This window comes from Pseudomonas sp. NFPP28 (assembly GCF_900115535.1).
GTDB classification, from domain to species: domain Bacteria; phylum Pseudomonadota; class Gammaproteobacteria; order Pseudomonadales; family Pseudomonadaceae; genus Aquipseudomonas; species Aquipseudomonas extremorientalis.
Genome location: NZ_FOWT01000009.1, coordinates 252,990 through 277,081, shown reverse-complemented (window position 1 = coordinate 277,081; position 24,092 = coordinate 252,990). Strand labels below are relative to the sequence as shown.

Below are 24,092 nucleotides of genomic sequence, written 5' to 3'. Positions count from 1 at the left end.
TCGCAGCCCAAGTAACAGGTGAATTTCGTGAGCCAGCCTACGCCAGCCGTGCGTACCTTCCAAGACTTGATCCTCGCCCTCCAGCAATACTGGGCCGAGCAAGGTTGTGTGGTACTTCAGCCCTACGATATGGAAGTAGGCGCCGGCACTTTCCACACCGCTACATTCCTGCGGGCCATCGGCCCGGAAACCTGGAACGCCGCTTATGTGCAGCCCAGTCGTCGCCCGACTGACGGCCGCTACGGCGAAAACCCGAACCGTCTGCAGCACTACTACCAGTTCCAGGTGGTATTGAAGCCGAACCCGGACAACTTCCAGGAACTCTACCTGGGCTCGCTCAAGCATGTGGGCCTGGACCCATTGGTCCACGACATCCGTTTCGTCGAAGACAACTGGGAATCGCCGACCCTGGGCGCCTGGGGCCTGGGCTGGGAAGTCTGGCTCAACGGCATGGAAGTGACGCAGTTCACTTACTTCCAGCAGGCCGGTGGTATCGAGTGCTACCCGGTGACCGGCGAGATCACCTACGGTCTCGAGCGCCTGGCCATGTACCTGCAGGGCGTGGACTCGGTCTACGACCTGGTGTGGGCTGACGGCCCGTTCGGCAAGGTCACCTACGGCGACGTGTTCCACCAGAACGAAGTGGAGCAGTCCACCTACAACTTCGAACACGCCAACGTCGACAAGCTGTTCGAACTGTTCGATTTCTACGAAAGCGAAGCCAAGCGCCTGATCGAGCTCGACCAGCCGCTGCCGTTGCCAAGCTATGAAATGGTGTTGAAGGCCTCCCATACCTTCAACCTGCTGGACGCGCGCCGTGCCATCTCGGTAACCGCGCGCCAGCAATACATCCTGCGTGTACGCACCCTGGCGCGTTCCGTCGCCCAAGCCTACCTGCTGGCTCGCGCCAAGCTGGGCTTCCCGATGGCCACCCCGGACCTGCGTGATGAAGTGTTGGCTAAGCTGGAGGCTGCACAATGAGTGTTCAAGATTTCCTGGTTGAACTGGGCACCGAAGAGCTGCCACCCAAGGCACTGAACACCCTGGCCGATGCGTTCCTGGCCGGTATCGAAAAGGGCCTGCAAACCGCCGGCCTGAAGTTCGCCGCGAAAAAAGTCTACGCCGCGCCGCGCCGCCTGGCCGTGTTGCTGACCGCACTGGAAACCCAGCAGCCGGACCGCAGCATCAACCTCGACGGCCCACCGCGCCAGGCCGCTTTCGACGCCGAAGGCAACCCGACCCAGGCTGCCCTGGGTTTCGCCAAGAAGTGTGGCGTGGAACTGAGTGAGATCGACCAGAGCGGCCCGAAACTGCGGTTCAGCCAGGTCATCACGGGCAAGCCGACCGCCAGCCTGCTGCCAACCATCGTCGAAGATTCGTTGAACGACCTGCCGATCCCCAAGCGTATGCGCTGGGGTGCACGCAAGGAAGAGTTCGTACGCCCAACCCAATGGCTGGTGATGCTGCTCGGTGACCAGGTCATCGACTGCACCATCCTCGCCCAGAAGGCCGGCCGTGACTCCCGTGGCCACCGCTTCCATCATCCGCAAGCGGTACGTATCACTTCGCCGGCCAACTACCTCAACGATCTGCGCGCTGCCTATGTGCTGGCTGATGCCAACGAGCGTCGCGAGCTGATCAGCAAGCGCACCGAAGAACTGGCCCGCCTGCAGGAGGGCACCGCCATCGTGCCGCCAAGCCTGCTCGACGAAGTGACCGCGCTGGTTGAATGGCCGGTGCCGCTGGTGTGCTCGTTCGAGGAGCGTTTCCTCGACGTGCCGCAGGAAGCCCTGATCACCACCATGCAGGACAACCAGAAGTACTTCTGCCTGCTGGACGTGGACGGCAAATTGCTGCCGCGCTTTATCACCGTGGCCAACATCGAGAGCAAGGACCCGCAGCAGATCATCGCCGGTAACGAGAAAGTCGTGCGCCCGCGCCTGACCGACGCCGAGTTCTTCTTCAAGCAAGACAAGAAACAGAAGCTGGAAGACTTCAACCTGCGCCTGCAGAACGTGGTGTTCCAGGAAAAACTCGGCAGCGTCTACGACAAAGCTGTGCGGGTTTCCAAGCTGGCCGCCTACATTGCGCCGCGCATTGGTGGTGACTCCGCCTGGGCTGCCCGCGCTGGCCTGCTGTCCAAGTGCGACCTGGCCACCGAGATGGTCGGCGAGTTCCCGGAGATGCAAGGCGTAGCCGGTTACTACTACGCCCTCAACGACGGCGAGCCGGACGACGTGGCACTGGCCCTGAACGAGCAGTACATGCCGCGCGGTGCCGGCGCTGAATTGCCAAGCACCCTGACCGGTGCAGCCGTGGCCATCGCCGACAAGCTGGACACCCTGGTGGGTATCTTCGGTATCGGCATGTTGCCAACCGGCAGCAAAGACCCGTATGCCCTGCGCCGTGCGGCCCTGGGCGTGCTGCGTATCCTGATCGACAAAAAGCTGGACCTCGACCTGACCCAGGCCGTGGTGTTCGCGGTCGGCCAGTTCGGTGCCAAGGTCAAACAGGCCGGCCTGGCCGAGCAAGTGCTGGAGTTTGTGTTCGACCGCCTGCGTGCGCGTTACGAAGACGAAGGCGTGGACGTGTCGGTGTACCTGTCGGTACGTGCCCTGCAGCCGGGTTCGGCGCTGGACTTCGACCAGCGCGTACAAGCCGTGCAGGCGTTCCGCAAACTGCCGGAAGCCGACGCCCTGGCCGCCGTGAACAAGCGTGTGTCGAACCTGCTGAGCAAGGCCGAAGGCCTGGGCAACGCTGACGTCGACCCTGGCCTGTTTGCCGATGCCAAGGAGTTCTCGCTGAACTCGGCCATCGCCAAGGCGGAAAACGCGGTGAAGCCGCTGATCGCTGAGCGCAACTACGCCGAAGCATTGGCGCGCCTGGCCACCTTGCGTGAGCCGGTGGATGCGTTCTTCGAAGCGGTGATGATCAATGCCGACGATGCCGGCGTGCGGAAAAACCGCTACGCCATGCTGGCGCGCCTGCGTGGCTTGTTCGTCAACATCGCTGACATTTCGACGCTGAGCTGACCATGTTGAAACTGCTGATTCTCGATCGGGACGGGGTGATCAACTACGACTCCGACGCTTACATCAAGTCGGTGGCGGAATGGATTCCACTGCCCGGCTCCATCGAGGCCATCGCGCAGTTGAGCAAAGCCGGCTGGACGGTGGCGATCGCCACCAACCAGTCCGGAATTGCTCGCGGGTACTACGACATCGCCACCCTGGACGCCATGCACGCACGCCTGCGTGCACTGGTGGCCGAGCAGGGCGGTGAGGTGGGGCTGGTGGTGTACTGCCCCCACGGGCCGGATGAGGGCTGCAATTGCCGCAAACCCAAGCCTGGCATGTTGAAAACCATTGCAGAACATTACAAGGTGCCCTTGGCTGGGCTATGGTTCGTCGGGGACAGCCTCGGTGACCTGGAGGCGGCCAAAGCCGTCGACTCTCAGCCAGTTTTGGTCAAGACCGGGAAAGGCGAAAAGACCCAGGCGAAAAACCTGCCGGTAGGCACCTTGATTTTTGACGATCTGGCGGCCGTTGCCGCAGAACTTATCAACAACTAGCCGCCCTCGACTTCCTGACCAAGGACTGTTCGGGAGTGCGCTTTTAACAGGCGGGCGTTGTCCCGCAACGGTAAATGCCGCCATGTCGATTTTGCAGGCCATCAGAACCTTTTTCTTTTACCTGCTGTTGGGCACCAGTTCGTTTCTCTGGTGCACCCTGAGCTTTTTTATTGCGCCCTTCTTGCCGTTCAAGGCGCGCTATCGCTTCATCAACGTTTACTGGTGCCGCTGCGCGCTGTGGCTGACCAAGGTGTTCCTGAACATCCGCTTCGAGATCAGGGGCGCGGAAAATGTCCCGGACCAGCCGTGCGTGATTCTGTCGAACCACCAGAGCACTTGGGAGACGTTCTTTCTCTCGGCGTACTTCTCGCCGTTGAGCCAGGTGCTCAAGCGTGAGTTGCTGTATGTGCCGTTCTTCGGCTGGGCCATGGCCATGTTGCGTCCGATCGCCATCGACCGCGACAACCCCAAGGCAGCGCTCAAGCACGTGGCCAAGAAGGGCGATGAACTGCTCAAGGATAACGTGTGGGTACTGATCTTCCCGGAAGGGACTCGCGTGCCCTACGGCACCGTAGGCAAGTTCTCACGCGGGGGTACGGCTTTGGCAGTCAACGCCAACTTGCCCGTGCTGCCGATTGCCCATAACGCCGGCAAGTTCTGGCCAAAGACCGGATGGGCCAAGCGCGAAGGCATCATCACCGTGGTGATTGGCGAACCGATGTACGCAGAAGGTGAAGGCCCACGTGCCATTGCAGCGCTGAATGACCGCGCTCAGGCGTGGAATGAAGCGCAGCAACGGGCAATGGGTTCGCTGCCGCCAGAGCCTGTTGTGGTCGACACTCCGGTGACCTGAGCATCTGTGGATAACCTGTGTACGGTTTGTTGGCGAATTGTGCTTTTTTAATCATAACATCTTGATTTTATTGCATATTTCCCAAGCTCATAAAATCGCTGAAAAGGTGCATAAGTTTTTCCGCATAAAAAAACCGGTCCTTGCGACCGGTTTTTCATGCACAGCAGAAAAGTACGTTTTTTCAGTCTTCCAGCAGCGGTAGTTGCAGGCTGAACGTGGTGCCTTTGCCTACCACGCTTTCGCAACGGATATGTCCACCGTGGCGCTCGATTACCGCCTTGACCATGGTCAACCCCAACCCTAATCCTTCACTACCCTGAGCGGACTCAAAGCGCCGGTATTGGCTGAATAGCTCCGGCAAATCCTCTGCCGCAATCCCCGGCCCCTGATCGCTGATACGGCATTCCAACCAGCCCTGCGCACTGCTGTGCCGCAACCTGACGGTGGTACCGGAAGAGGAGTATTTGATCGCGTTCTCCAGCACATTGAACAACGCACGAGTGAGCAGCGACTGGTCAGCGGAGACCATGCCCTCGTCGGCCTCATCCAGATCATGAACCAGGTGGATCCCCTTGAGCTGGGCGATCAGCGCCACCTGATCAAAGGCGTCCATCACCAACATCGCAAATAGCGTCGGCTGGAACTGGTAACCGTCAGCTTCGGCCTTCGCCAGTTGCACGAAGGATTCGGTAAGGCCCAGGGCGCGGCGAACCTGTTGTTCTATCTGGGCGAAGACTGGGGACTCGCCGTTATGCACATCCAGCAGCGCGAGGATCGCCGAGTGCGGTGCACGCAAGTCATGAGAGAGGAAACGCAACATGGTTTCGCGGTGCTGTTGCGCATCACGCTCCTTGCTCAAATCCGTCAGGCTCAACAGCCAGCCCAGTGCAACATCACCTTCGGCCGGCAGCAAGGGTGCCAATTCCATGCGCAGGCTGCGTTGATGGATGTCGCGGAACTCGACCAGCTCCAGCGCCGAGAGGGCGGGGCGCACACCATTGTGCAGCGGCGGGTAGCCCAGGTCGGCCAATTGTTCCAGCAGGTTTTCGGTGACCAGGTCATTGCCGAACACCTCGCGGGCAATGCGGTTGGCCAGCAGGATGTTACCCATGGGGTCGGTAATCAGCGTCGCTACCGGCAGGCACTCCAGGCCATCGGCCATGAAGCGCCGCGTATCCCGCGTGCGGCTTACGGCCTGCTCCAGGGCAAAGATACGCGCTTGCAGCACGTCGCCTTTGCTGGCGGGCGCACGGCGGCGTTCGGGCAGGACTTTGGGTTCGTTATCCAGGCGTGCCAATTCCCAGCCGAAGTAGGCGAGGATCACGCTCAGGCGACGCCAGTTCCAGATCAGGTAGCTGAGCAGCAAACCAATCAGGCACGCGGCGGGCGACCACCAGTGGCCAAGACGCAACAAGGCCCAGGCGCCGAGCAACGCAGCGATCATGCAGCCCAGGGTCATCCACAGTGCATAGCGCGGGCGATAGAGCAGCAGGCCCAGCAATAACGCCACCAGGGAGGTCGCCATCAGCGCCGCGAGCCAGCCCGGCAGGTCGACAATGCTGCGACCTTGCAGCAAGCCGTTGAGCACATTGGCCTGGATTTCCACACCCGCCGTTGTACCGACCGTGGAGGAGAGGGGGGTGACGAACCGATCCCCCATACCGGAAGCCGTTGAACCCACCAGGATCAGGCGGCCTCGTAGCTGCTCGGGAGGAACCTCACCGCGCAATACGCTGACGTAGGACACGCTGGGGAAATGGGTATGGGGTGCGATAAACGGGATGCGGATGGCGTGTTCACGGTGCCAGTGTTGTGCGATCGCCTGCTGCGGCTCGCCCGGCATGTCCGATAGCTCGCCGCTCATCTCATAGGCCAGCCAGGCCAGTTGCGGTGCCGTCGTCTCGGGAGGGCCTTCACGTAGATACAGGCTGCGGACCACGCCGTCGCTGTCCGCTTCGACATTGATGTGGCCCACGCCCTTGGCGCACTTATGCAACGCCAGCATCTGACCACCGGGCTGGCTATAACTTGAAGTGCCCTCACGTACCAGAGGCAGCAAGACGTTGCCTGCATTGCATACCGCTTCGGCCAAGCGTTTGTCATTGGCGGGATCGCCGGGCTCACTGAAGATCACATCGAGGAGGATACCCGCCGGTTGCCCGGCGCTGAGGCGGTCGATCAGGTCGGCGTGCAAGCTGCGTGGCCAGGGCCACTGGCCAAGCTTTTTCAGGCTGGCGTCATCAATGGTCACCAGCAGGATGCGCGGGTCTACAGGAAGCGGGGTAAGGCGCCGAAGGCTGTCGTACAGCGGATTATTCAACGCCAGGCCTGGGCTCAACGACAGATAGACGGTAACAGGCAGCAACAGCAAACCGATCCACAACCACTCGCGCACCAGACCATGAAACAGGCGCTGGGCATGGGTGGGCTGGCGTTTCTCGGTCTTGCCCCAGAGCTTCATAGGTCAATGTGCCTGGGTGGTGGGTGGGTAGTAAAAGATGTCATAGACCCCGGTTTCTCCCTCCAGCCCGTTTTCATCGTAGGCCGAAAGGCGCACGTGGTAGAACGAGGCTTTGAGCCCAGTGAAGCTCATTTTCGGCGCACTGGAAAAGTTTTCCTGCTTGATGTCCATGAAGGCTTTGTCGGTAGCGACCTGTGCCCGGTATCGCTGGGCTCCGGGCAAAGGCCGCAGGTACAGGCTCCAGACCGGCGCATCACCTTTCTGGCCGTCCTGACCCACGAGCTTCGGTGCAGCAAGTAGCTCAACCGGTTTCAGGTCTCCCTGCTTCCTGAACAGCAGACCTTGCCGGGCACCGATTTTTACCTCCTGTTCCATCGGCTGGTTTTTTGCCTCGCGGCTGACGGCAACCTGCCCATCCAACACTTCGAGCACCGATTGCTCTGCGTCGTTACGCACCCGGAAATGCGTGCCGCGTACGCCCAACACCCCCACGGGGGTCACGATCTGAAAACGATCATGGTCGCTGGCACGCTTGATCACATACGCTTCCGCCTGGCCCTGTTCGAGTACAACCTGGGGAATCGACAGCTTGCGCTCCAGATGCAATCGAACCTGTGAACTTGCGGGCAACACCACGCGGGATCCGTCACCGAGCAACAGGCTGACGAACGCGGACGCCGAGGTCTTCACGCCTTCCTGTTCATCAATGGTCATGCCTTCCAGCAAAAGGCTCGCCTGGCCCTTGGTATCAATTTTCCAGGCTTCCCCGGTGAGATGCTGAACCACCGCCGGCAGGGGCTGGGGGCGACACAGCATGTGATCATCAATGTAAGGCGTGCGCGTCTTGCCAACCGCCCCTGCAGAGCCTACAGCCATGATCAACAATGAGGGGAGGGCACGGCACAGGCGGTTCGAAGAAAGGATCATGGTGCTCATCAAGATTGGGTTCCAGAAGGTATCTGACACCAGCACGCAGGAGTGTACGGCAGCGCATGCGTCGGCTGATCCTTTTCCTTATGGGCGGGAGCCGGTATCTTTCCCACATCGGTATCAAGGACTTTCAATGGGTTAATCGCACATTGATGCCAGCGTACCGAGAGATCCAAGGGGTCGACGGATCTGAACACAATTCTTCAGATTCAGAGACCGGCATCTGCGCAGTACGTGCCCATCACTAACCCGGCTGACGGCTGCCGTATTTTTCAAGAAGAAAGGACCCACCCATGCGTGTCGCAATACTGGATGACGAACCCGCGGAACTGCGACGGGTGGAACAGACACTGCGACAAATCCCCAGCACTGCCGAACAACCCTGGACCCTGCACTGCTTCGAACGCGGTGAAGACCTGCTACGCCAATTGCGCCGGGAAACCTTCGACCTGTTGATACTCGATTGGCAATTGCCGGATATCAGCGGTATTGCTCTGTTGCGCTGGACCCGTGAACACATGGAGTCGCCGCCTGCGGTCATCATGCTGACCAGCCGCGATGCAGAGAGCGATATCGTCACTGCGCTGAACAGTGGTGCCGATGATTATGTCAGCAAGCCCTTCCGTCCCAATGAACTGAAGGCGAGGGTGACGGCGGTTCTACGTCGCCACGGCCTGCAGAAATCAGCCAACCATGAAGTGCAGAGCTTCAACGACCTGACCTTTGATGATGCGGAGTTGACCGTGACCCGGGCGGGAAAACCGATCAACCTCACCGAACGCGAGTACCGTCTGGCCAGTTGCTTGTTTGCCAACCTGGCCCGACCGCTTTCCCGAGAGTATCTCTATGAGCGGTTTTGGACCCACGAAGAAATGGTGTCGTCGCGGCCGCTCGATACGCACATCTATCGACTGCGTAATAAGTTGGGACTGACCGCGGATAGGGGGTGGCAGCTGTTGACGATCTATGGGTACGGTTACCGATTGGAAAGTGTAGCGGTGCCCTCGCAACAGGGCTGAAAACCAGAATGTTCCACGTGGAGCATTCAGCAGACAGCCGATATTCACCCAATAAAAAAGGCCAACGCATAGCGTTGGCCTTTTGGGTTCAGCAGACTATCAGAATCAGAAGTCCAGGTTGGAGACCGCCAGGGCATTACTTTCAATGAAGTCACGACGAGGCTCGACCGCATCACCCATCAGGGTGTTGAAGATCTGGTCCGCGCCAATGGCGTCCTCGATGGTCACGCGCAGCATGCGACGCTGAGCAGGGTCCATGGTGGTTTCCCACAGCTGATCCGGGTTCATTTCACCCAGACCTTTGTAGCGCTGGATGGTATGGCGCTTGGTGCTTTCGGCCATCAGCCAGTCGAGGGCTTCCTTGAATTCCTTGACCTGCTTCTTGCGTTCGCCACGTTGAATATAAGCGCCGTCGTCCAACAGGGTGCTCAGTTGTGCGCCCAGCGTTACTACGGTCTTGTAGTCATTGCTGCCGAAGAAGTCGCGGTTGAATGTGACGTAGTTCGACAGGCCGTGGGAGATCAGTTCGACCTCCGGCAGCCATACGTTACGTTCACGGTCTTCACGCAGGCTGGCTTTGTACACCAGGCCGGACTTCTCGACAGTGCGCAGACGCACTTCGTACTGGGCCAGCCAATCCTGCATGTGCGCGTGGTCGCCCAGTTGCTCCAGGCTTACGGCTGGCAGGTAGATGAAGTGCTCGGTCAACTCCTGAGGGTAAAGGCGCGACAGACGCTTGAGGGTCTTCATCACCATGCGGAAGTCGTTAACCAGACGCTCCAACGCTTCACCGGAGATGCCCGGAGCCTCATCGTTCAAGTGCAGGCTGGCATCTTCCAGGGCCGACTGCGTCATGTACTCTTCCATGGCGTCGTCGTCTTTGATGTATTGCTCTTGCTTGCCTTTTTTGACTTTGTACAACGGCGGCTGGGCGATGTAGATGTAGCCACGCTCGATCAGCTCCGGCAACTGACGGAAGAAGAAGGTCAGCAGCAGGGTCCGGATGTGCGAACCGTCGACGTCAGCATCGGTCATGATGATGATGTTGTGGTAGCGCAGCTTGTCGATGTTGTACTCGTCGCGGCCGATACCGCAGCCCAAGGCTGTGATCAAGGTGCCAACTTCCTGGGAAGAAATCATCTTGTCGAAGCGCGCCTTCTCGACGTTGAGGATCTTACCCTTCAACGGCAGGATGGCCTGGGTGCGACGGTTACGACCCTGCTTGGCGGAACCGCCAGCAGAGTCACCTTCCACCAGGTACAGTTCGGAGAGGGCAGGGTCCTTCTCCTGGCAGTCAGCCAGTTTGCCTGGCAGGCCAGCGATATCCAGCGCACCTTTACGGCGGGTCATCTCACGTGCCTTACGCGCCGCTTCACGGGCACGTGCAGCGTCGATCATCTTGCCAACGACCAGCTTGGCTTCGTTCGGGTTCTCCAGCAGGAAGTCGGAGAAATACTTGCCCATTTCCTGTTCAACGGCAGTCTTCACTTCGGAAGACACCAGCTTGTCTTTGGTCTGGGAGCTGAACTTGGGATCCGGCACTTTCACCGAAATAATCGCGGTCAGGCCTTCACGCGCATCATCACCGGTGGTGGCGACTTTGTGCTTCTTGGCCAGGCCTTCGGCCTCGATATAGGTATTCAGGTTACGCGTCAGTGCGGAACGGAAACCCACCAGGTGAGTACCGCCGTCGCGCTGAGGAATGTTGTTGGTGAAGCACAACAGGTTCTCGTTGAAACTGTCGTTCCACTGAAGGGCGATTTCCACGCCAATGCCGTCTTCACGCTGGATGTTGAAGTGGAACACCTGGTTGACCGCAGTCTTGTTGGTGTTCAGGTATTCAACGAACGCACGCAAGCCGCCTTCGTACTTGAACAGCTCTTCCTTGCCGCTGCGCTCGTCCTTGAGGACGATACCCACGCCGGAGTTAAGGAACGACAGTTCACGAATCCGCTTGGCCAGGATGTCCCAGCTGAAGTGGATATTCTTGAAGGTTTCAGCCGATGGCTTGAAGTGGATCTGCGTACCGGTGGTTTCACTGTCGCCGACGATTTTCATCGGTTCTTGTGGAACACCGTGGACGTAGGTCTGTTCCCAGATCTTGCCGCTACGGCGCACGGTCAGGATCAGCTCTTCGGACAGTGCGTTCACTACCGAAACGCCCACACCGTGCAAACCACCGGAGACCTTATAGGAGTTGTCGTCGAACTTACCGCCGGCGTGGAGCACGGTCATGATGACCTCCGCCGCCGAGACGCCTTCTTCTTTGTGCACGTCTACTGGAATACCGCGACCGTTGTCACGCACGGTAATAGACTCATCCGGGTGGATGATGATGCTGATGTCGTCGCAGTGACCGGCCAAAGCTTCGTCGATGGAGTTGTCGACCACCTCGAACACCATGTGGTGCAGACCGCTACCGTCATCAGTGTCGCCAATGTACATACCGGGACGTTTGCGTACGGCATCCAAACCTTTCAGCACTTTAATGCTGGTCGAGTCGTACGTGTTTTCTTCGCTCATGCCTTCACTCCCGATGGTCGTGGGTCTGGGTGATACGGCCTTGTTCCACGTGGAACAAAGCGACTGGCGTTTCCGTCTGCCAGCCTTCCCTCAATAATTCGTGGTCTACACAAGTGATAAACACCTGGCAGCGTAATTCTTCCAACAAGCGGCATAGCGCGTGGCGGTGCTGCTCGTCGAGTTCCGACGGCAAGTCGTCCACCAGATAAATACACTGACCGCGCCGGGCTTGGCTCACCAAGTGGCCCTGGGCAATCCGCAGTGCGCACACCACCAACTTCTGCTGGCCACGGGACAAGATGTCCGCAGCATTGTGAGCGCCTAATCTAAGGCGCAAATCAGCCCGCTGTGGTCCGGCCTGGGTATGACCAATTTGCTGATCCCGCTGCAGGGACGTCGCGAGCACTGCACTCAGCTCACGCTCTTTGTCCCAACCACGGTAGTAGCTCAGCGTCAGCCCTTCGAGGTCCAACAACTCACTCAAGGTCTGCTCAAAGACTGGTTTCAAGGCTTTGATATAGGCGCGGCGGTATTCATCTATTTCGTCGCTGGCCAGGCACAGTTCACGGTCCCAGGCCGCTTGCGAAGCGGCGTCAAGTGTACCATGCCGCAGCCATGAGTTCCGCTGCCGCAGGGCCTTCTGCAAGCGCTGCCACGTGGCCATAAAACGTGGTTCCACGTGGAACACTCCCCAATCGAGGAATTGCCTGCGGATTTTCGGGGCACCTTCCAACAAACGAAAACTGTCGGGGTTGATCAATTGCAGCGGCAGAATTTCCGCCAGCTGCGCGGCACTGCGAGCATTTTGCCCGTCAATGCGGATTTGGAACTCTCCACCGCGATCTCGGGATATGCCCAGGCTGCTGTGCCCGCCTTCAGCCAGTTCGACCTGGCCAAACACCGTGCACGCCAATTGTTCGTACTGGATGACGGGTAACAGGCGAGCGCTGCGAAAGGAACGGGCAAGCCCCAACAGATGAATGGCTTCCAGCACGCTGGTTTTGCCACTGCCGTTGGCGCCGTGGAGGATATTGATGCGGGGAGAGGGGGAGAAGGTCACCGGGTGCAGATTGCGCACCGCGGTGACCGAGACGCGACTGAGGGACATCTAGCTTCTGCTGAGCATGGTTACAGGCGCATCGGCATGACAACGTAAGCCGAGTCATCGTTGTCGGATTCCTGCACCAGGGCGCTGCTGTTGGAGTCCGACAGAATCAGACGAACCTGTTCGGTGGTCATCACACCCAGTACGTCCAACAGATAGCTAACGTTGAAGCCGATTTCCAGTGAACCGCCGTTGTAGTCAACGCCCACTTCTTCTTCCGCTTCTTCCTGCTCCGGGTTGTTCGCCTGGATTTTCAACTGACCGTTGGCCAGTTGCAGACGGATACCACGGTACTTCTCGTTGGACAGGATCGCGGTACGGCTGAACGCTTCACGCAGCGCTTGGCGATCGCCCAGCACCAGCTTGTCGCCACCTTTAGGCAACACTCGCTCGTAATCCGGGAACTTGCCGTCAACCAGCTTGGAAGTGAACGTGAATTCGCCGGTAGTCGCGCGGATATGGTGCTGCCCCAGCACGATGCTGACGTTGCCTTCCGGCTCTGTAAGCAGACGCGCCAGCTCAAGGATACCCTTGCGCGGCACGATCACCTGGTGACGATCCGGTTGGCCGATATCGGCACGCATCGAACACATCGCCAGACGGTGACCGTCGGTGGCCACCGCGCGGATAATACCTTCCGACACTTCCAACAGCATGCCATTGAGGTAGTAGCGTACATCCTGCTGGGCCATGGCGAAGCTGGTGCGCTCGATCAAGCGACGCAGCTTGCTCTGATCCAGGCTGCACGTCAGAGAACCCGGGCCTTCTTCAACCGTCGGGAAATCATTTGCCGGCAAGGTGGACAAGGTGAAGCGGCTGCGGCCGGCCTTGACGACCAACTTCGCTTCATCAACCTTGATGTCGATCAACGCATCGTTCGGCAGGCTTTTGCAGATGTCCATCAGCTTGCGCGCCGGCACGGTGATCTCGCCAGGCTCGGCGGGTTCTTCCAGCTGTACACGACCGACCAGCTCGACTTCCAGGTCGGTACCGGTCAGGGACAATTGCTGGCCTTCGACGACCAGCAATACGTTAGAGAGCACCGGCAAGGTCTGTCGGCGCTCGACGACGCCTGCGACCAGTTGCAGGGGTTTCAACAGGGCTTCGCGTTGAATGGTGAAATGCATGGTCTAGTCCCTTGCCTTAATAAGCTGCGCTGGTGTCATCAAGTAGTCAGTGTACGCAGCAGGTTCTTGTAGTCCTCGCGAATATCCGCGTCGGATTCCTTAAGTTCGTTGATCTTGCGGCACGCGTGCAAGACCGTGGTGTGGTCGCGTCCGCCAAACACATCACCGATTTCCGGCAGGCTGTGGTTGGTCAACTCCTTGGAGAGCGCCATGGCCACCTGACGGGGACGTGCAACCGAGCGCGAACGGCGCTTGGACAGCAGGTCGGAAATCTTGATCTTGTAGTACTCGGCCACGGTGCGCTGGATGTTATCCACACTCACCAGTTTGTCCTGCAGCGCCAACAAGTCTTTGAGGGATTCGCGAATCAACTCGATGGTGATATCGCGGCCCATGAAGTGTGAGTGCGCGATGACCCGCTTGAGTGCACCTTCGAGCTCACGCACGTTGGAGCGGATGCGTTGGGCGATAAAGAAGGCGGCATCGTGTGGCAGGTCGACTTTGGCCTGATCGGCCTTTTTCATCAGGATCGCGACGCGGGTTTCAAGCTCCGGCGGCTCTACCGCAACAGTCAGGCCCCAGCCGAAGCGCGACTTCAAGCGTTCTTCCAGGCCTTCGATTTCCTTCGGATAACGGTCGCTGGTCAAGATGACCTGCTGGCCACCTTCGAGCAGGGCGTTGAAGGTGTGGAAAAACTCTTCCTGGGAACGCTCTTTACGGGCAAAGAATTGAATGTCATCGATCAGCAACGCATCAACCGAGCGGTAGAACCGCTTGAACTCGTTGATCGCGTTGAGCTGCAGGGCCTTGACCATGTCTGCGACGAAACGCTCCGAATGCAGGTACACGACCTTGGCATTCGGGTTCTTCTTTAACAGGTGGTTACCCACAGCGTGCATCAAGTGAGTCTTACCCAAGCCAACGCCACCATAAAGGAAGAGCGGGTTGTAGCCATGCTTGGGGTTATCGGCGACCTGCCAGGCGGCTGCGCGAGCCAACTGGTTGGATTTACCTTCGACAAAGTTCTCGAAGGTGAACGTACGGTTCAGGTAGCTGGTGTGCTTGAGCGCGCCTTCGACCTGGACGGTGCGCTGTTCGGCGCGGACCGGGGCTTGCTGGGACGCGGCGCCTGCCATCGGGTCAAAGCTGTCGCGGGACGGCTCTTCATTTTCTGGCGCGCTTTTTCTCGCAGACGATTTGGATGATGCCGGTGCAGGAGCAGGCGCACTGGCGGCCGGTGCGGCGGCTGCCTGGGCTTGCGACGCCGCAGCAGCCAATGGCGCATTCGGCGCAGCGCGAGGTGCAGAGCTGCGTTTGCTGCCTATTAATAAGGAGAGCACGGGCGCGAGGCCGTTGCCATGTTCATCGAGCAATTCGAGAACGCGGCTCAGGTATTTCTCGTTGACCCAATCGAGAACAAAACGATTGGGTGCGTAGACACGCAACTCGTCGCCTTCGGCTTCGACCTGTAGCGGACGGATCCAGGTGTTGAATTGCTGGGCAGGCAGCTCATCGCGCAAAAGCTCCACGCACTGCTGCCAAAGTTCCACTGACACGGATATCCCCTAAGTTGAAAGCCGGTGAGGCAAAAACAGCCGCCATTGTAGCGGCGAGCCGTCCACTTATCCACATGTAGCTTGATCACAGGCCAGCCAAAATCAACGTCTTAACAGCAATAAAGGCGACCAATGGTCTGTGCATAAGCTCTGTGGATAAGCGGCCCTGAGATCGTTGCACAAGTAGGGGCGAAAGTCTGTGGGTAACCAGCCTGTGGATAACAGCCCATTCCACACACAGCTTATCCGACAGCGCAGCACAGGCAGAGCACCGTTTCTCCCCCGTGTTGTCATTCTCTGTACATCACGTGGTATATGGCCTAAAGGCAGTTATCCACAGCTGAATGCCTGTCTAGCTTTTATAAGCTTTACAGAAAAGCTTTAAATAACTTCCTTCTTTATTTTTATATCTATCCCATGAGCACTGGAAGCCAAGCGGACAGAAAAGAGCCGATGGCCTGTGGAGATCTAATTAAAGGAAAAGCTGGTTGGAAATTGACCTAGAGGCTTGCTTTCACTAGAATCGCCGGTCTCTTAAAACGGGGGCCATTCCGGCCCGTTGTGGACGAACCAGGTAACAACGCCATGAAACGTACTTTCCAACCAAGCACCATCAAACGCGCCCGCACCCACGGCTTCCGTGCTCGCATGGCTACCAAGAACGGCCGTGCTGTCCTGTCGCGTCGTCGCGCCAAAGGTCGTGCGCGTCTGGCAGTTTGATAATCCGGTACTGGTGGTGAGTCAGGACTTCAGTCGGGAAAAGCGTCTGCTAACCCCCCGGCATTTCAAGGCAGTCTTTGACTCCCCCACCGGCAAGGTTCCGGGGAAAAATCTCCTGCTCCTTGCGCGTAACAACGATCTGGATCACCCCCGACTCGGGTTGGTGATCGGCAAGAAGAGCGTAAAGCTCTCCGTTGAGCGCAATCGCCTCAAGCGTCTGATGCGCGAATCGTTTCGCCTCCACCAGGACACTCTGGTTGGTTGGGATATTGTTATCGTCGCGCGCAAAGGCTTGGGGGATGTAGAAAACCCCGAATTGATTCAGCATTTCGGCAAGCTCTGGAAACGTTTGGCGCGTACCCACAAGCCAGCACCAGCAGTCAGCACCGAAACTGTAGGGGTAGACAGCCTTGATGCGTAAACTGGCCCTCGTTCCGATCCAGTTTTATCGCTATGCCATTAGTCCTCTGATGGCCAACCACTGTCGTTTCTACCCCAGTTGTTCCTGCTACGCGTTAGAGGCCATAGAAAACCATGGTCTTCTGCGCGGTGGCTGGCTGACCTTTCGTCGTTTAGGTCGCTGTCATCCGTGGAATCCCGGTGGTTATGACCCGGTTCCACCTATCCCTACCTCCCGTTCTTCTTCGATGGCCGAGTAATCATGGATATTAAACGCACGATCCTGATCGTCGCCCTGGCAATCGTGTCCTACGTCATGGTTCTTCAGTGGAACCAGGACTATGGCCAGGCTGCCCTGCCGACTCAGAATGTTGCTACCAACCAGGCTGCGCCGGCTATTCCGGACACCCCGCTGGGTAACAATGCGTCCGCGAGTGCCGATGTTCCCAGCGCGAATGGCGAGACAAGCGCCCCGTTAGAAACGCCAGTGGTCACCAACAAAGACCTCATCCACGTGAAAACGGATGTGCTCGACCTGGCTATCGACCCACAAGGTGGTGATATCGCGCAGTTGAAACTGCCGCTGTATCCACGTCGCCAAGACCATCCGGATGTTCCGTTCCAACTGTTCGATAACGGTGGTGAGCGTACTTATCTGGCGCAAAGCGGCCTGACCGGCACCAATGGTCCGGATGCACGTGCTACCGGTCGTCCGATTTACTCGACCGAGCAGAAGACTTATCAACTGGCTGATGGCCAGAACCAGTTGAACGTCGACCTGAAATTCAGCCTCGACGGCGTCAACTACATCAAGCGCTTCAGCTTCACCCGTGGTTTGTACGACTTGAAGGTCACTTACCTGATCGACAACGAAAGCGACAAACCATGGAGCGGCAACCTGTTTGCCCAGCTCAAGCGTGACGCCAGCTCCGATCCTTCTTCCAGCACTGCCACCGGCACCGCGACTTACCTGGGCGCCGCCCTGTGGACAAGTAGCGAACCGTACAAAAAAGTGTCGATGAAAGATATCGACAAGGGCTCGCTGAAAGAAACCGTGCAAGGCGGCTGGGTTGCCTGGCTGCAGCACTACTTCGTGACCGCCTGGATCCCGAACAAGGGTGAGGCCAACCTGGTTCAAACCCGCAAGGACAGCCAGGGTAACTACATCATTGGCTTCACTGGCCCGGCGTTGACCGTCGCACCCGGCGCCAAGGCTGAAACCAGCGCTATCCTGTACGCCGGCCCGAAAAGCCAGGCTGTGCTGAAAGAGTTGTCCCCAGGTCTTGAGCTGACTGTGGATTACGGCTTCCTGTGGTTCATCGCCCAGCCGATTTTCTGGTTGCTGCAACATATCCACAGCATTGTGGGTAACTGGGGCTTCTCGATCATCTTCCTGACCATGCTGATCAAGGGGATTTTCTTCCCGCTGTCGGCAGCCAGCTACAAGTCGATGGCGCGCATGCGTGCGGTGGCTCCGAAACTGGCGGCGCTGAAAGAACAACATGGCGATGACCGGCAGAAAATGTCGCAGGCCATGATGGAGCTGTACAAGAAAGAGAAGATCAACCCGCTGGGTGGATGCTTGCCGATTCTGGTGCAGATGCCGGTGTTCCTGTCGCTGTACTGGGTGCTCCTGGAAAGCGTGGAGATGCGTCAGGCGCCGTTCATCCTGTGGATAACCGACCTGTCGATCAAAGACCCGTTCTTTATCCTGCCGATCATCATGGGCGCGACGATGTTCATCCAGCAGCGCCTGAACCCGACTCCGCCGGATCCGATGCAGGCCAAGGTGATGAAAATGATGCCAATCATCTTCACCTTCTTCTTCCTGTGGTTCCCAGCTGGTCTGGTGCTGTACTGGGTGGTCAACAACGTGTTGTCTATCTCCCAACAGTGGTACATCACACGCAAGATCGAAGCGGCTACCGCAAAAGCCTCTGCGTAACTTACTCTGTGGATAACCACTCAAGACGCCCCCTAGTGGGGCGTTTTGCTTTCTGTCACTTTTGGTCTGGAACCTGTTGATGAGCGCTCCTCGTGAAACCATCGCTGCTGTCGCTACCGCTCAAGGTCGCGGCGGTGTCGGCATCGTTAGAATTTCGGGGCCGCTTGCGAGTGTGGCAGCCAAAGCCATGAGTGGCCGTGAGTTGAAGGCCCGTTATGCGCATTACGGCCCGTTCCTGGATGCTGACGGCAACGTGCTGGACGAGGGGTTAGCGCTTTATTTCCCTGGGCCGAATTCATTCACCGGGGAAGACGTCCTGGAGTTGCAGGGACACGGCGGTCCGGTTGTGTTGGATATGTTGCTGCAACGCTGCCTGCAATTGGGCTGCCGCCTGGCACGTCCAGGGGAATTCAGCGAGCGGGCATTTTTGAATGACAAGCTGGATCTGGCCCAGGCCGAAGCAATTGCCGACCTGATTGAAGCCAGTTCTGCACAAGCGGCACGTAATGCATTGCGCTCCCTGCAGGGTGCTTTCTCCCTGCGTGTGCATAACTTGACCGAGCAGTTGATCAGCCTGCGTATCTACGTCGAGGCGGCGATTGATTTTCCGGAAGAAGAAATCGACTTTCTCGCCGATGGCCACGTACTGGCGATGCTGGATAAAGTTCGCGATGAGTTATCCACAGTGCTGCGTGAAGCCGGGCAGGGGGCTTTGCTGCGAGACGGCATGACCGTTGTGATCGCGGGGCGGCCCAATGCGGGAAAATCCAGCTTGCTCAATGCCCTGGCGGGGCGGGAAGCCGCCATCGTCACTGAGATTGCCGGCACCACACGGGACATCCTGCGCGAACATATCCACATCGACGGCATGCCGTTGCACGTTGTAGACACCGCCGGTTTGCGCGACACCGACGACCAGGTGGAAAAGATCGGTGTGGAACGCGCGCTCAAAGCCATCGGCGAAGCGGATCGGGTGCTGTTGGTGGTGGACGCAACGGCGCCCGAGGCTGTGGATCCTTTCGCCCTGTGGCCGGAATTCCTCGAGCACCGGCCGGACCCGGCCAAGGTCACCTTGATTCGCAACAAGGCTGACTTGACGGGAGAGGCCATTGCGCTGGAAACCAGCGCGGATGGCCACGTCACGATCAGCCTGAGTGCGAAGTCGGCCGGTGAAGGCCTGGAACTGCTGCGCGAGCACCTCAAAGCCTGTATGGGCTACGAGCAGACCTCGGAAAGCAGCTTCAGTGCGCGCCGTCGGCACCTGGAGGCGTTGCGCCATGCGAGCGCAGCGTTGGAGCACGGTCGGGCGCAGTTGACCCTGGCGGGCGCCGGGGAGCTGCTGGCGGAAGATCTGCGTCAGGCGCAGCAGCTGTTAGGCGAAATCACCGGCGCGTTCAGCTCCGATGATTTGTTGGGGCGGATCTTTTCCAGCTTCTGCATCGGTAAATAACCGAGTTATCCACAGCGTCCTACCAATTGTAAGACACCGTACCGAGCAGGGTACGGCTGTCACCCCAATAGCAGCGGCCCGCATCGTTGCAACCAGATACATATTCCTTGTCGAACAGGTTCTTGGCGTTCACATCTACAGACCAGTGTTTGTCGATCTGATAGCCAACGGCTGCGTCCACCAAGGTGACGCTTCCTGCATCCAACTTTCCATACAGCGTGGGTGCGGTGTAGGAAAAGGTACTGTCGAAATAACGCACGCCACCGCCCAGGGACAAGCCCTTGAGTTGGCCATCGAAGAAGCGGTACTTGCCCCACACTGAGGCCTGGTTACGCGGAACCCCGGTCATCTGGTGGCCCTCGACCAACGACGTCGCCGAATCCTTGGTAATTCTCGCGTCAGTGTAGGTATAGGCTGCGGTGACATTCAGGTTAGGCGTGAGATTGCTGTTGACCTCTACCTCAGCGCCCTTGGCCCGGCTTTCGCCTACCTGGCGATAGCTATTGGTGGTGGCGTCAAGGTAAGTGTCGTCTTCCTTGCGCAAGTCATACACCGACACCGTCATTGCCGTATCCCAGCCGATCGGCTCGTACTTCACGCCCACTTCGTACTGGCTGCTGGTGATCGGTTTCAAGGGCGAGCCGGCGTTGGAGATCTGCTGCACGGGGACAAAGGCAGTGGAGTAGCTGACATACGGCGTCAGGCCGTTGTCGAACTGGTACATCACCCCGCCCTGATAGGTGAACTTGCGGTCTTCGGACCCGGTATTGCCGGCCTTGTTCACCTTGTCACGGAAATCGCTGTCGACCCAGTCCTGACGGCCGCCGAGCAGGAACAGCCAGTGATCGTATTTGCTCTGGATCTGTGCATAAACGCCTTTCATCTGCTGCTCGAGCAGGGTGTTTTGCACCGCCACCGGCGTCAACGGGTCACGCAGGTACACCGGGTTATACACATTGATGGTGCCGGCAAACCCCGCATCCCAATCCTGATTGAACGAGGTGCGGTCATAACTGGCGCCAAACAGCACCGTGTTTTCCAGGCCACCGACCTGGAATTTTCCTTCCAGCTGGTTATCCAGCGAATAGACCATCGACTTGTTATAGCGGTCATAGGCGGTCATGTTCAGTTGAGTGCCAAAGCCGCGGTTATTCAGGGCACTGGGCCAGGTTTCATGGCGGTTGATGCGTGACTGCATGTAGCGCGAGTTCTGACGGAACTGCCAGTCATCGTTGAAGCTGTGGCTGAATTCGTAACCGGTACTCCAGGTTTCGCGTTCGAACGTATTCCAATCCGGGTCGCCGAGCATGGTGTGCTTGGAGAGCTTGCCATTGGGATTTGTAAGCAAGGTGCCGGCAGCCGGTAGGCCGAGTTCCAGATTAGTGTGGTCTTTCTGGTAATTGGCCAACAGGGTGAGGGTGTTGTAGTCGTCGAAATTCAGGGTCAGTGATGGCGCGATGTACAGGCGATCGTCTGGCACATGGTCGGTCTGCGTATCGGATTTGCGACCGAGCATCACAACCCGGCCGAGGATATTGCCGCTGTCATTGAGCGGCCCAGAGATATCCACACCTAACTGACGCCGATTATTGGAGCCATAACCCAACTGCACTTCACCTTGTGGCGTAGCAGTAGGGTGTTTGCTCACCAGATTCACCAGACCGCCAGGCGCATTTTCACCGTAGAGCAGGGAAGAGGGGCCGCGGAAGATTTCGACCCGCTCCAGGCCATAGGGCTCACTGGTGGTGTCGTACCGATTACCTTGTACGCGCAGGCCATCTCGCAGCAGGCCGTAGCCGTAATCCGTGGCATTGAAACCGCGAATGAAGAACAGATCGCCCGCCAGCCCATCACCTGCGGCAAAGGGCGGTGCAAAGATACCGGGCACGTAACCCAACACTTCGGTCAGGGTTTGCGACTTCTGGTCCTTGATACGCTGGCCGGTGACGACCGATACCGAACGTGGTGTTTCCGACAGCGGCGTACTGGTCTTTGTACCGACCCTGCTGTTCTGCGCTTTGTAGCCCACATCCCCAGCAATCTCCTGATTGAAACCGCCCTGTTGATAAGTGCTGACTGTGGTGGGCGCGAGGGTGAGTTCGCCGGTGGAAGCGGCCTGCAGGACATAACTGCCAGGTGCCTGGACTAACGCCTGTAAACCGGAGTTTTGCAGCAGCAGCGCAAAACCTTGGTCCACGGAGTAGTCACCTTCCAAGCCTGCTGTGTTTAAACGTGTGGTTTGTTGAGGTGAAAAAGACAGGATCACATTCGCCTTGGCGGCAAATTGGCTCAAGGCGTTATCCAGGGGGCCGGCCGCAATAACGTAGTGTTGCACCGCGCTGGCGGCCTGGGCGCCCGTGGATAACAACACACTGACAGTGGTGGCCGTGCCGAGCAGCAGGCTGCATGTCATACCGTGGTAGGAAAGTCGCTGGCGGAGCTTGGTGGGAACGCGCATAGGTGAGTAAGCCCTGAAGGTGGCATCGTGATTACCTGTAGGGCCGTGTCAGGTAAAAAAAAGATAACCCCGCGTGCAGATATTTTTTCGATCAACCGATTCGCTTCACCGAAACCCAATAGCGAGTGAAGTATTTCACCTGAATCGGCAGGGTGGCCTGCAGATTGGCCAGCACTGCGTCGGTGGAATCCAGGCGAAAGGTCCCGGAAACACGCAGATGTGCCGAGGCCAGGTCGCATTGCAGGGCACCTGGGCGATAGCGGGCGAGCTCTTCGATAACATCACCGAGGCGTGCATCCAATACGATCAGTTGGCCATCGACCCAGGCGGCCTGGGATTTGCGGTAAACGGTGTTTGGCTGCACTTTTTGGCGATCGAAGTCTGCGCTTTCGCCAGCATTGAGCAGCCGGGCCTGGAGGGGCTGGTCACCAGGCGACACATTCACCCGATCCTCCAGAACGCCAACGCGGGTTGAGTCCTGCAACTGGCGTACGGTAAACCGAGTACCCAATGCCTGGACGCGGCCTTGGCGGGTTTCGACATAAAAGGGCGTCTGCACACCCAGCTTGCCGGTGTGAATAAGTACTTCACCTTCGCGCAAGCGGATCAAACGCTGGCGCTCATCAAATAGCACATCAATCGCCGTGCCGGTATTCAGGTCAATCCGCGTGCCGTCGGCCAATTCAATACGCCGGCGTTCACCTACGACCGTGCGGTAATCGGCCCACAGATTACCCAGGGGCGTGTGTTGCTGAACATTCCACCCCAGGTACCCGGTGCCGCCCAGCACCAACATCCACTTGAGTACCTGGCGACGTTGCTGTGTGGCCGACAATGCGCGGCGGGTGAAATCCGGAGGCAGGGCGCCGAGACTGCGCTGCAACTGTTCCATCTGATTCCATGCGGCCTGATGGGAGGGATCGCCGTTGAGCCATTGTTGCCAGGCTTGGCGCTCGTCGGCGGTAGGCGTCTGGGATTGAAACTGTACGTACCAACTGGCAGCAGCCTCAAAGGTTTTGCGATCGGGCGCCGCCATTACAGGCTGGCCATGATCAGTGAGCATTCAGTCAATACACGGATCATGTGCTTCTTCACCGTGGTCAGTGAAACCTGAAGCTGATCGGCAATCTGTTGATAAGTCAGCCCCTCGACCTGGGACAGCATGAATATCCGCCGTGCTCGCTCGCCGAGTGCAGACAAGGCTTTATCCACAGCCACCAACGTCTCGATGATGATGGCTTTGTCTTCTTCACTGATGGTTATGGCTTCAGGCCGTTCGGCCAGGGTCTGTTTGTAGGCCTGTTCGATGGCGTTTCGACGGTAACGATCAATCACCAGGCCTCTGGCGATGGTCGCCAGGTAGTCACGTGGTTCAACGATCTGTGCCGCATGCCGCCCGCCCAGAATGCGCACGAACGTATCGTGCGCCACATCGGCCGCATCACAGGCGTTATGTAGCTTCCCTTTGAGCCACCCGCGCAGCCAGGAGTGGTGCTGCTCATAAATGTGCTGGACCGCAGCCGTGTGTGAAGAAGAGGACATAGGGCATGACAAGGTAGGTTAATGATAATCGCTATTATTAACTGCCCCGCCGTTTTCTCACAACAGATCTCTTTTTGCTGTGCTCACCACCGAGTGAAAGGTTTCGGTTGGCGTTGTGGCGGACTGAATACAGACAGATTTGCCGATTTCTGTGGATTAAGCTCTGTGAATAACCGCCCCTGTGCCCAGTTGATAACAGGCCCTGAAACCTGAGTAAAAAGGCCTCTGTGGATAACCGTCTGTTTAATCCACAGGCTTAAAGGACTTATCCAAGGGCCTCATTGGCACATGACCACAGACTTTTGAATCTCTGTACACGCCGTAAATAAAGGCCTGTGTAGATCTATCCACAGAAAGTATGCTCAGTAGAAATAAACATAAAAACAAAGATTTAATAAATTTCTCTCTTTTAATTTCTATTGTCTGTGATTCA

General features: G+C 58.1%; 19 protein-coding genes. 10 read left to right on the top strand and 9 right to left on the bottom strand.

What is annotated here, in order from left to right:
• Positions 1 to 27: 27 nt before the first annotated feature.
• The 4 genes from glyQ (at position 28) to BM110_RS23420 (ending at position 4,424) form a co-directional block, all read left to right on the top strand.
• Positions 28 to 981 carry a glycine--tRNA ligase subunit alpha gene (gene glyQ / locus BM110_RS23435; protein ID WP_003187265.1) on the top strand — a complete coding sequence of 318 codons (954 nt, stop codon included), beginning with the start codon at positions 28 to 30 and terminating at the stop codon, positions 979 to 981.
• Positions 978 to 3,032 (top strand): glycine--tRNA ligase subunit beta, encoded by a 2,055-nt coding sequence (gene glyS, locus BM110_RS23430; protein WP_071490895.1) that lies wholly within the window; start codon positions 978 to 980, stop codon positions 3,030 to 3,032. The genes glyQ and glyS overlap by 4 nt, the downstream gene beginning before the upstream one ends.
• Before the next feature lie 2 nt (positions 3,033 to 3,034).
• A complete protein-coding gene (gene gmhB / locus BM110_RS23425; RefSeq protein WP_162276392.1) occupies positions 3,035 to 3,571 on the top strand; it encodes a D-glycero-beta-D-manno-heptose 1,7-bisphosphate 7-phosphatase in 537 nt (178 codons plus the stop codon).
• Positions 3,572 to 3,653: 82 nt separating this feature from the next.
• A complete protein-coding gene (locus tag BM110_RS23420) occupies positions 3,654 to 4,424 on the top strand; it encodes a lysophospholipid acyltransferase family protein (protein ID WP_092241494.1) in 771 nt (256 codons plus the stop codon).
• A 181-nt stretch (positions 4,425 to 4,605) separates the two neighbouring features.
• Here BM110_RS23420 and BM110_RS23415 read toward each other — a convergent pair whose 3' ends face one another.
• Both BM110_RS23415 and BM110_RS23410 read right to left on the bottom strand, forming a co-directional pair.
• Positions 4,606 to 6,885 (bottom strand): CHASE2 domain-containing protein, encoded by a 2,280-nt coding sequence (locus tag BM110_RS23415; protein WP_093514259.1) that lies wholly within the window; start codon positions 6,883 to 6,885, stop codon positions 4,606 to 4,608.
• Positions 6,886 to 6,888: 3 nt separating this feature from the next.
• A complete protein-coding gene (locus BM110_RS23410) occupies positions 6,889 to 7,821 on the bottom strand; it encodes a FecR family protein (protein WP_092241498.1) in 933 nt (310 codons plus the stop codon).
• Positions 7,822 to 8,108: 287 nt separating this feature from the next.
• Here BM110_RS23410 and BM110_RS23405 point away from each other — a divergent pair, with 287 nt between their 5' ends.
• Positions 8,109 to 8,834, top strand: coding sequence for a response regulator transcription factor (locus tag BM110_RS23405; RefSeq protein WP_071490891.1), 726 nt, complete (start codon positions 8,109 to 8,111; stop codon positions 8,832 to 8,834).
• A gap of 105 nt (positions 8,835 to 8,939) precedes the next feature.
• Here the strand turns inward: BM110_RS23405 and gyrB are convergent, their stop codons facing one another.
• Genes gyrB through dnaA form a run of 4 tightly spaced genes read right to left on the bottom strand, consistent with a single transcriptional unit; the run spans position 8,940 to position 15,145 of the window.
• A complete protein-coding gene (gyrB, locus tag BM110_RS23400) occupies positions 8,940 to 11,357 on the bottom strand; it encodes a DNA topoisomerase (ATP-hydrolyzing) subunit B (protein WP_025854386.1) in 2,418 nt (805 codons plus the stop codon).
• Between the two features lie 4 nt (positions 11,358 to 11,361).
• Positions 11,362 to 12,465: a DNA replication/repair protein RecF gene (gene recF / locus BM110_RS23395; protein ID WP_058424369.1), complete on the bottom strand. Its 1,104-nt coding sequence runs from the start codon at positions 12,463 to 12,465 to the stop codon at positions 11,362 to 11,364.
• 20 nt (positions 12,466 to 12,485) lie between these two features.
• On the bottom strand, positions 12,486 to 13,589 hold the full coding sequence (gene dnaN / locus BM110_RS23390; protein ID WP_058424368.1) for a DNA polymerase III subunit beta: 1,104 nt from the start codon (positions 13,587 to 13,589) through the stop codon (positions 12,486 to 12,488).
• Positions 13,590 to 13,627: 38 nt separating this feature from the next.
• Positions 13,628 to 15,145 (bottom strand): chromosomal replication initiator protein DnaA, encoded by a 1,518-nt coding sequence (dnaA, locus tag BM110_RS23385; RefSeq protein ID WP_092241502.1) that lies wholly within the window; start codon positions 15,143 to 15,145, stop codon positions 13,628 to 13,630.
• A gap of 585 nt (positions 15,146 to 15,730) precedes the next feature.
• Here dnaA and rpmH point away from each other — a divergent pair.
• The 5 genes from rpmH to mnmE all read left to right on the top strand — a co-directional run bounded on the left by rpmH (position 15,731) and on the right by mnmE (position 19,659).
• Positions 15,731 to 15,865: a 50S ribosomal protein L34 gene (gene rpmH / locus BM110_RS23380; RefSeq protein ID WP_003213577.1), complete on the top strand. Its 135-nt coding sequence runs from the start codon at positions 15,731 to 15,733 to the stop codon at positions 15,863 to 15,865.
• Between the two features lie 13 nt (positions 15,866 to 15,878).
• Complete coding sequence (gene rnpA / locus BM110_RS23375) at positions 15,879 to 16,286, top strand: ribonuclease P protein component (RefSeq protein ID WP_020302575.1); 408 nt, start codon at positions 15,879 to 15,881, stop codon at positions 16,284 to 16,286.
• Complete coding sequence (gene yidD, locus BM110_RS23370; RefSeq protein WP_003213574.1) at positions 16,279 to 16,524, top strand: membrane protein insertion efficiency factor YidD; 246 nt, start codon at positions 16,279 to 16,281, stop codon at positions 16,522 to 16,524. The genes rnpA and yidD overlap by 8 nt, the downstream gene beginning before the upstream one ends.
• Positions 16,525 to 16,526: 2 nt before the next feature.
• The gene (gene yidC, locus BM110_RS23365; protein ID WP_071490889.1) at positions 16,527 to 18,209 is read left to right on the top strand and encodes a membrane protein insertase YidC; all 1,683 of its coding nucleotides are present in this window, start codon (positions 16,527 to 16,529) and stop codon (positions 18,207 to 18,209) included.
• 79 nt (positions 18,210 to 18,288) lie between these two features.
• On the top strand, positions 18,289 to 19,659 hold the full coding sequence (gene mnmE, locus BM110_RS23360; RefSeq protein WP_071490888.1) for a tRNA uridine-5-carboxymethylaminomethyl(34) synthesis GTPase MnmE: 1,371 nt from the start codon (positions 18,289 to 18,291) through the stop codon (positions 19,657 to 19,659).
• Positions 19,660 to 19,678: 19 nt separating this feature from the next.
• On the opposite strand, the gene BM110_RS23355 is transcribed toward mnmE, so the two are convergent.
• From BM110_RS23355 to BM110_RS23345, 3 genes are all read right to left on the bottom strand, one after another.
• Positions 19,679 to 22,117, bottom strand: coding sequence for a TonB-dependent siderophore receptor (locus BM110_RS23355; protein ID WP_093514258.1), 2,439 nt, complete (start codon positions 22,115 to 22,117; stop codon positions 19,679 to 19,681).
• Between the two features lie 91 nt (positions 22,118 to 22,208).
• Entirely contained in the window at positions 22,209 to 23,153 is a 945-nt protein-coding gene (locus BM110_RS23350) for a FecR domain-containing protein (protein ID WP_093514257.1), read from the bottom strand.
• Positions 23,153 to 23,659 carry a sigma-70 family RNA polymerase sigma factor gene (locus tag BM110_RS23345; protein ID WP_093514256.1) on the bottom strand — a complete coding sequence of 169 codons (507 nt, stop codon included), beginning with the start codon at positions 23,657 to 23,659 and terminating at the stop codon, positions 23,153 to 23,155. The genes BM110_RS23350 and BM110_RS23345 overlap by 1 nt, the downstream gene beginning before the upstream one ends.
• Between the last annotated feature and the right edge of the window lie 433 nt (positions 23,660 to 24,092).

Bases quoted from the DNA above. Each gene is read 5' to 3' on its own strand.
- glyS (WP_071490895.1), top strand. From the start codon at position 978: ATGAGTGTTCAAGATTTCCTGGTTGAACTGGGCACCGAAGAGCTGCCA.
- gmhB (WP_162276392.1), top strand. From the start codon at position 3,035: ATGTTGAAACTGCTGATTCTCGATCGGGACGGGGTGATCAACTACGAC.
- BM110_RS23420 (WP_092241494.1), top strand. From the start codon at position 3,654: ATGTCGATTTTGCAGGCCATCAGAACCTTTTTCTTTTACCTGCTGTTG.
- BM110_RS23415 (WP_093514259.1), bottom strand. From the start codon at position 6,885: ATGAAGCTCTGGGGCAAGACCGAGAAACGCCAGCCCACCCATGCCCAG.
- BM110_RS23410 (WP_092241498.1), bottom strand. From the start codon at position 7,821: ATGAGCACCATGATCCTTTCTTCGAACCGCCTGTGCCGTGCCCTCCCC.
- BM110_RS23405 (WP_071490891.1), top strand. From the start codon at position 8,109: ATGCGTGTCGCAATACTGGATGACGAACCCGCGGAACTGCGACGGGTG.
- gyrB (WP_025854386.1), bottom strand. From the start codon at position 11,357: ATGAGCGAAGAAAACACGTACGACTCGACCAGCATTAAAGTGCTGAAA.
- recF (WP_058424369.1), bottom strand. From the start codon at position 12,465: ATGTCCCTCAGTCGCGTCTCGGTCACCGCGGTGCGCAATCTGCACCCG.
- dnaN (WP_058424368.1), bottom strand. From the start codon at position 13,589: ATGCATTTCACCATTCAACGCGAAGCCCTGTTGAAACCCCTGCAACTG.
- rpmH (WP_003213577.1), top strand. From the start codon at position 15,731: ATGAAACGTACTTTCCAACCAAGCACCATCAAACGCGCCCGCACCCAC.
- yidD (WP_003213574.1), top strand. From the start codon at position 16,279: ATGCGTAAACTGGCCCTCGTTCCGATCCAGTTTTATCGCTATGCCATT.
- yidC (WP_071490889.1), top strand. From the start codon at position 16,527: ATGGATATTAAACGCACGATCCTGATCGTCGCCCTGGCAATCGTGTCC.
- mnmE (WP_071490888.1), top strand. From the start codon at position 18,289: ATGAGCGCTCCTCGTGAAACCATCGCTGCTGTCGCTACCGCTCAAGGT.
- BM110_RS23355 (WP_093514258.1), bottom strand. From the start codon at position 22,117: ATGCGCGTTCCCACCAAGCTCCGCCAGCGACTTTCCTACCACGGTATG.
- BM110_RS23350 (WP_093514257.1), bottom strand. From the start codon at position 23,153: ATGGCGGCGCCCGATCGCAAAACCTTTGAGGCTGCTGCCAGTTGGTAC.
- BM110_RS23345 (WP_093514256.1), bottom strand. From the start codon at position 23,659: ATGTCCTCTTCTTCACACACGGCTGCGGTCCAGCACATTTATGAGCAG.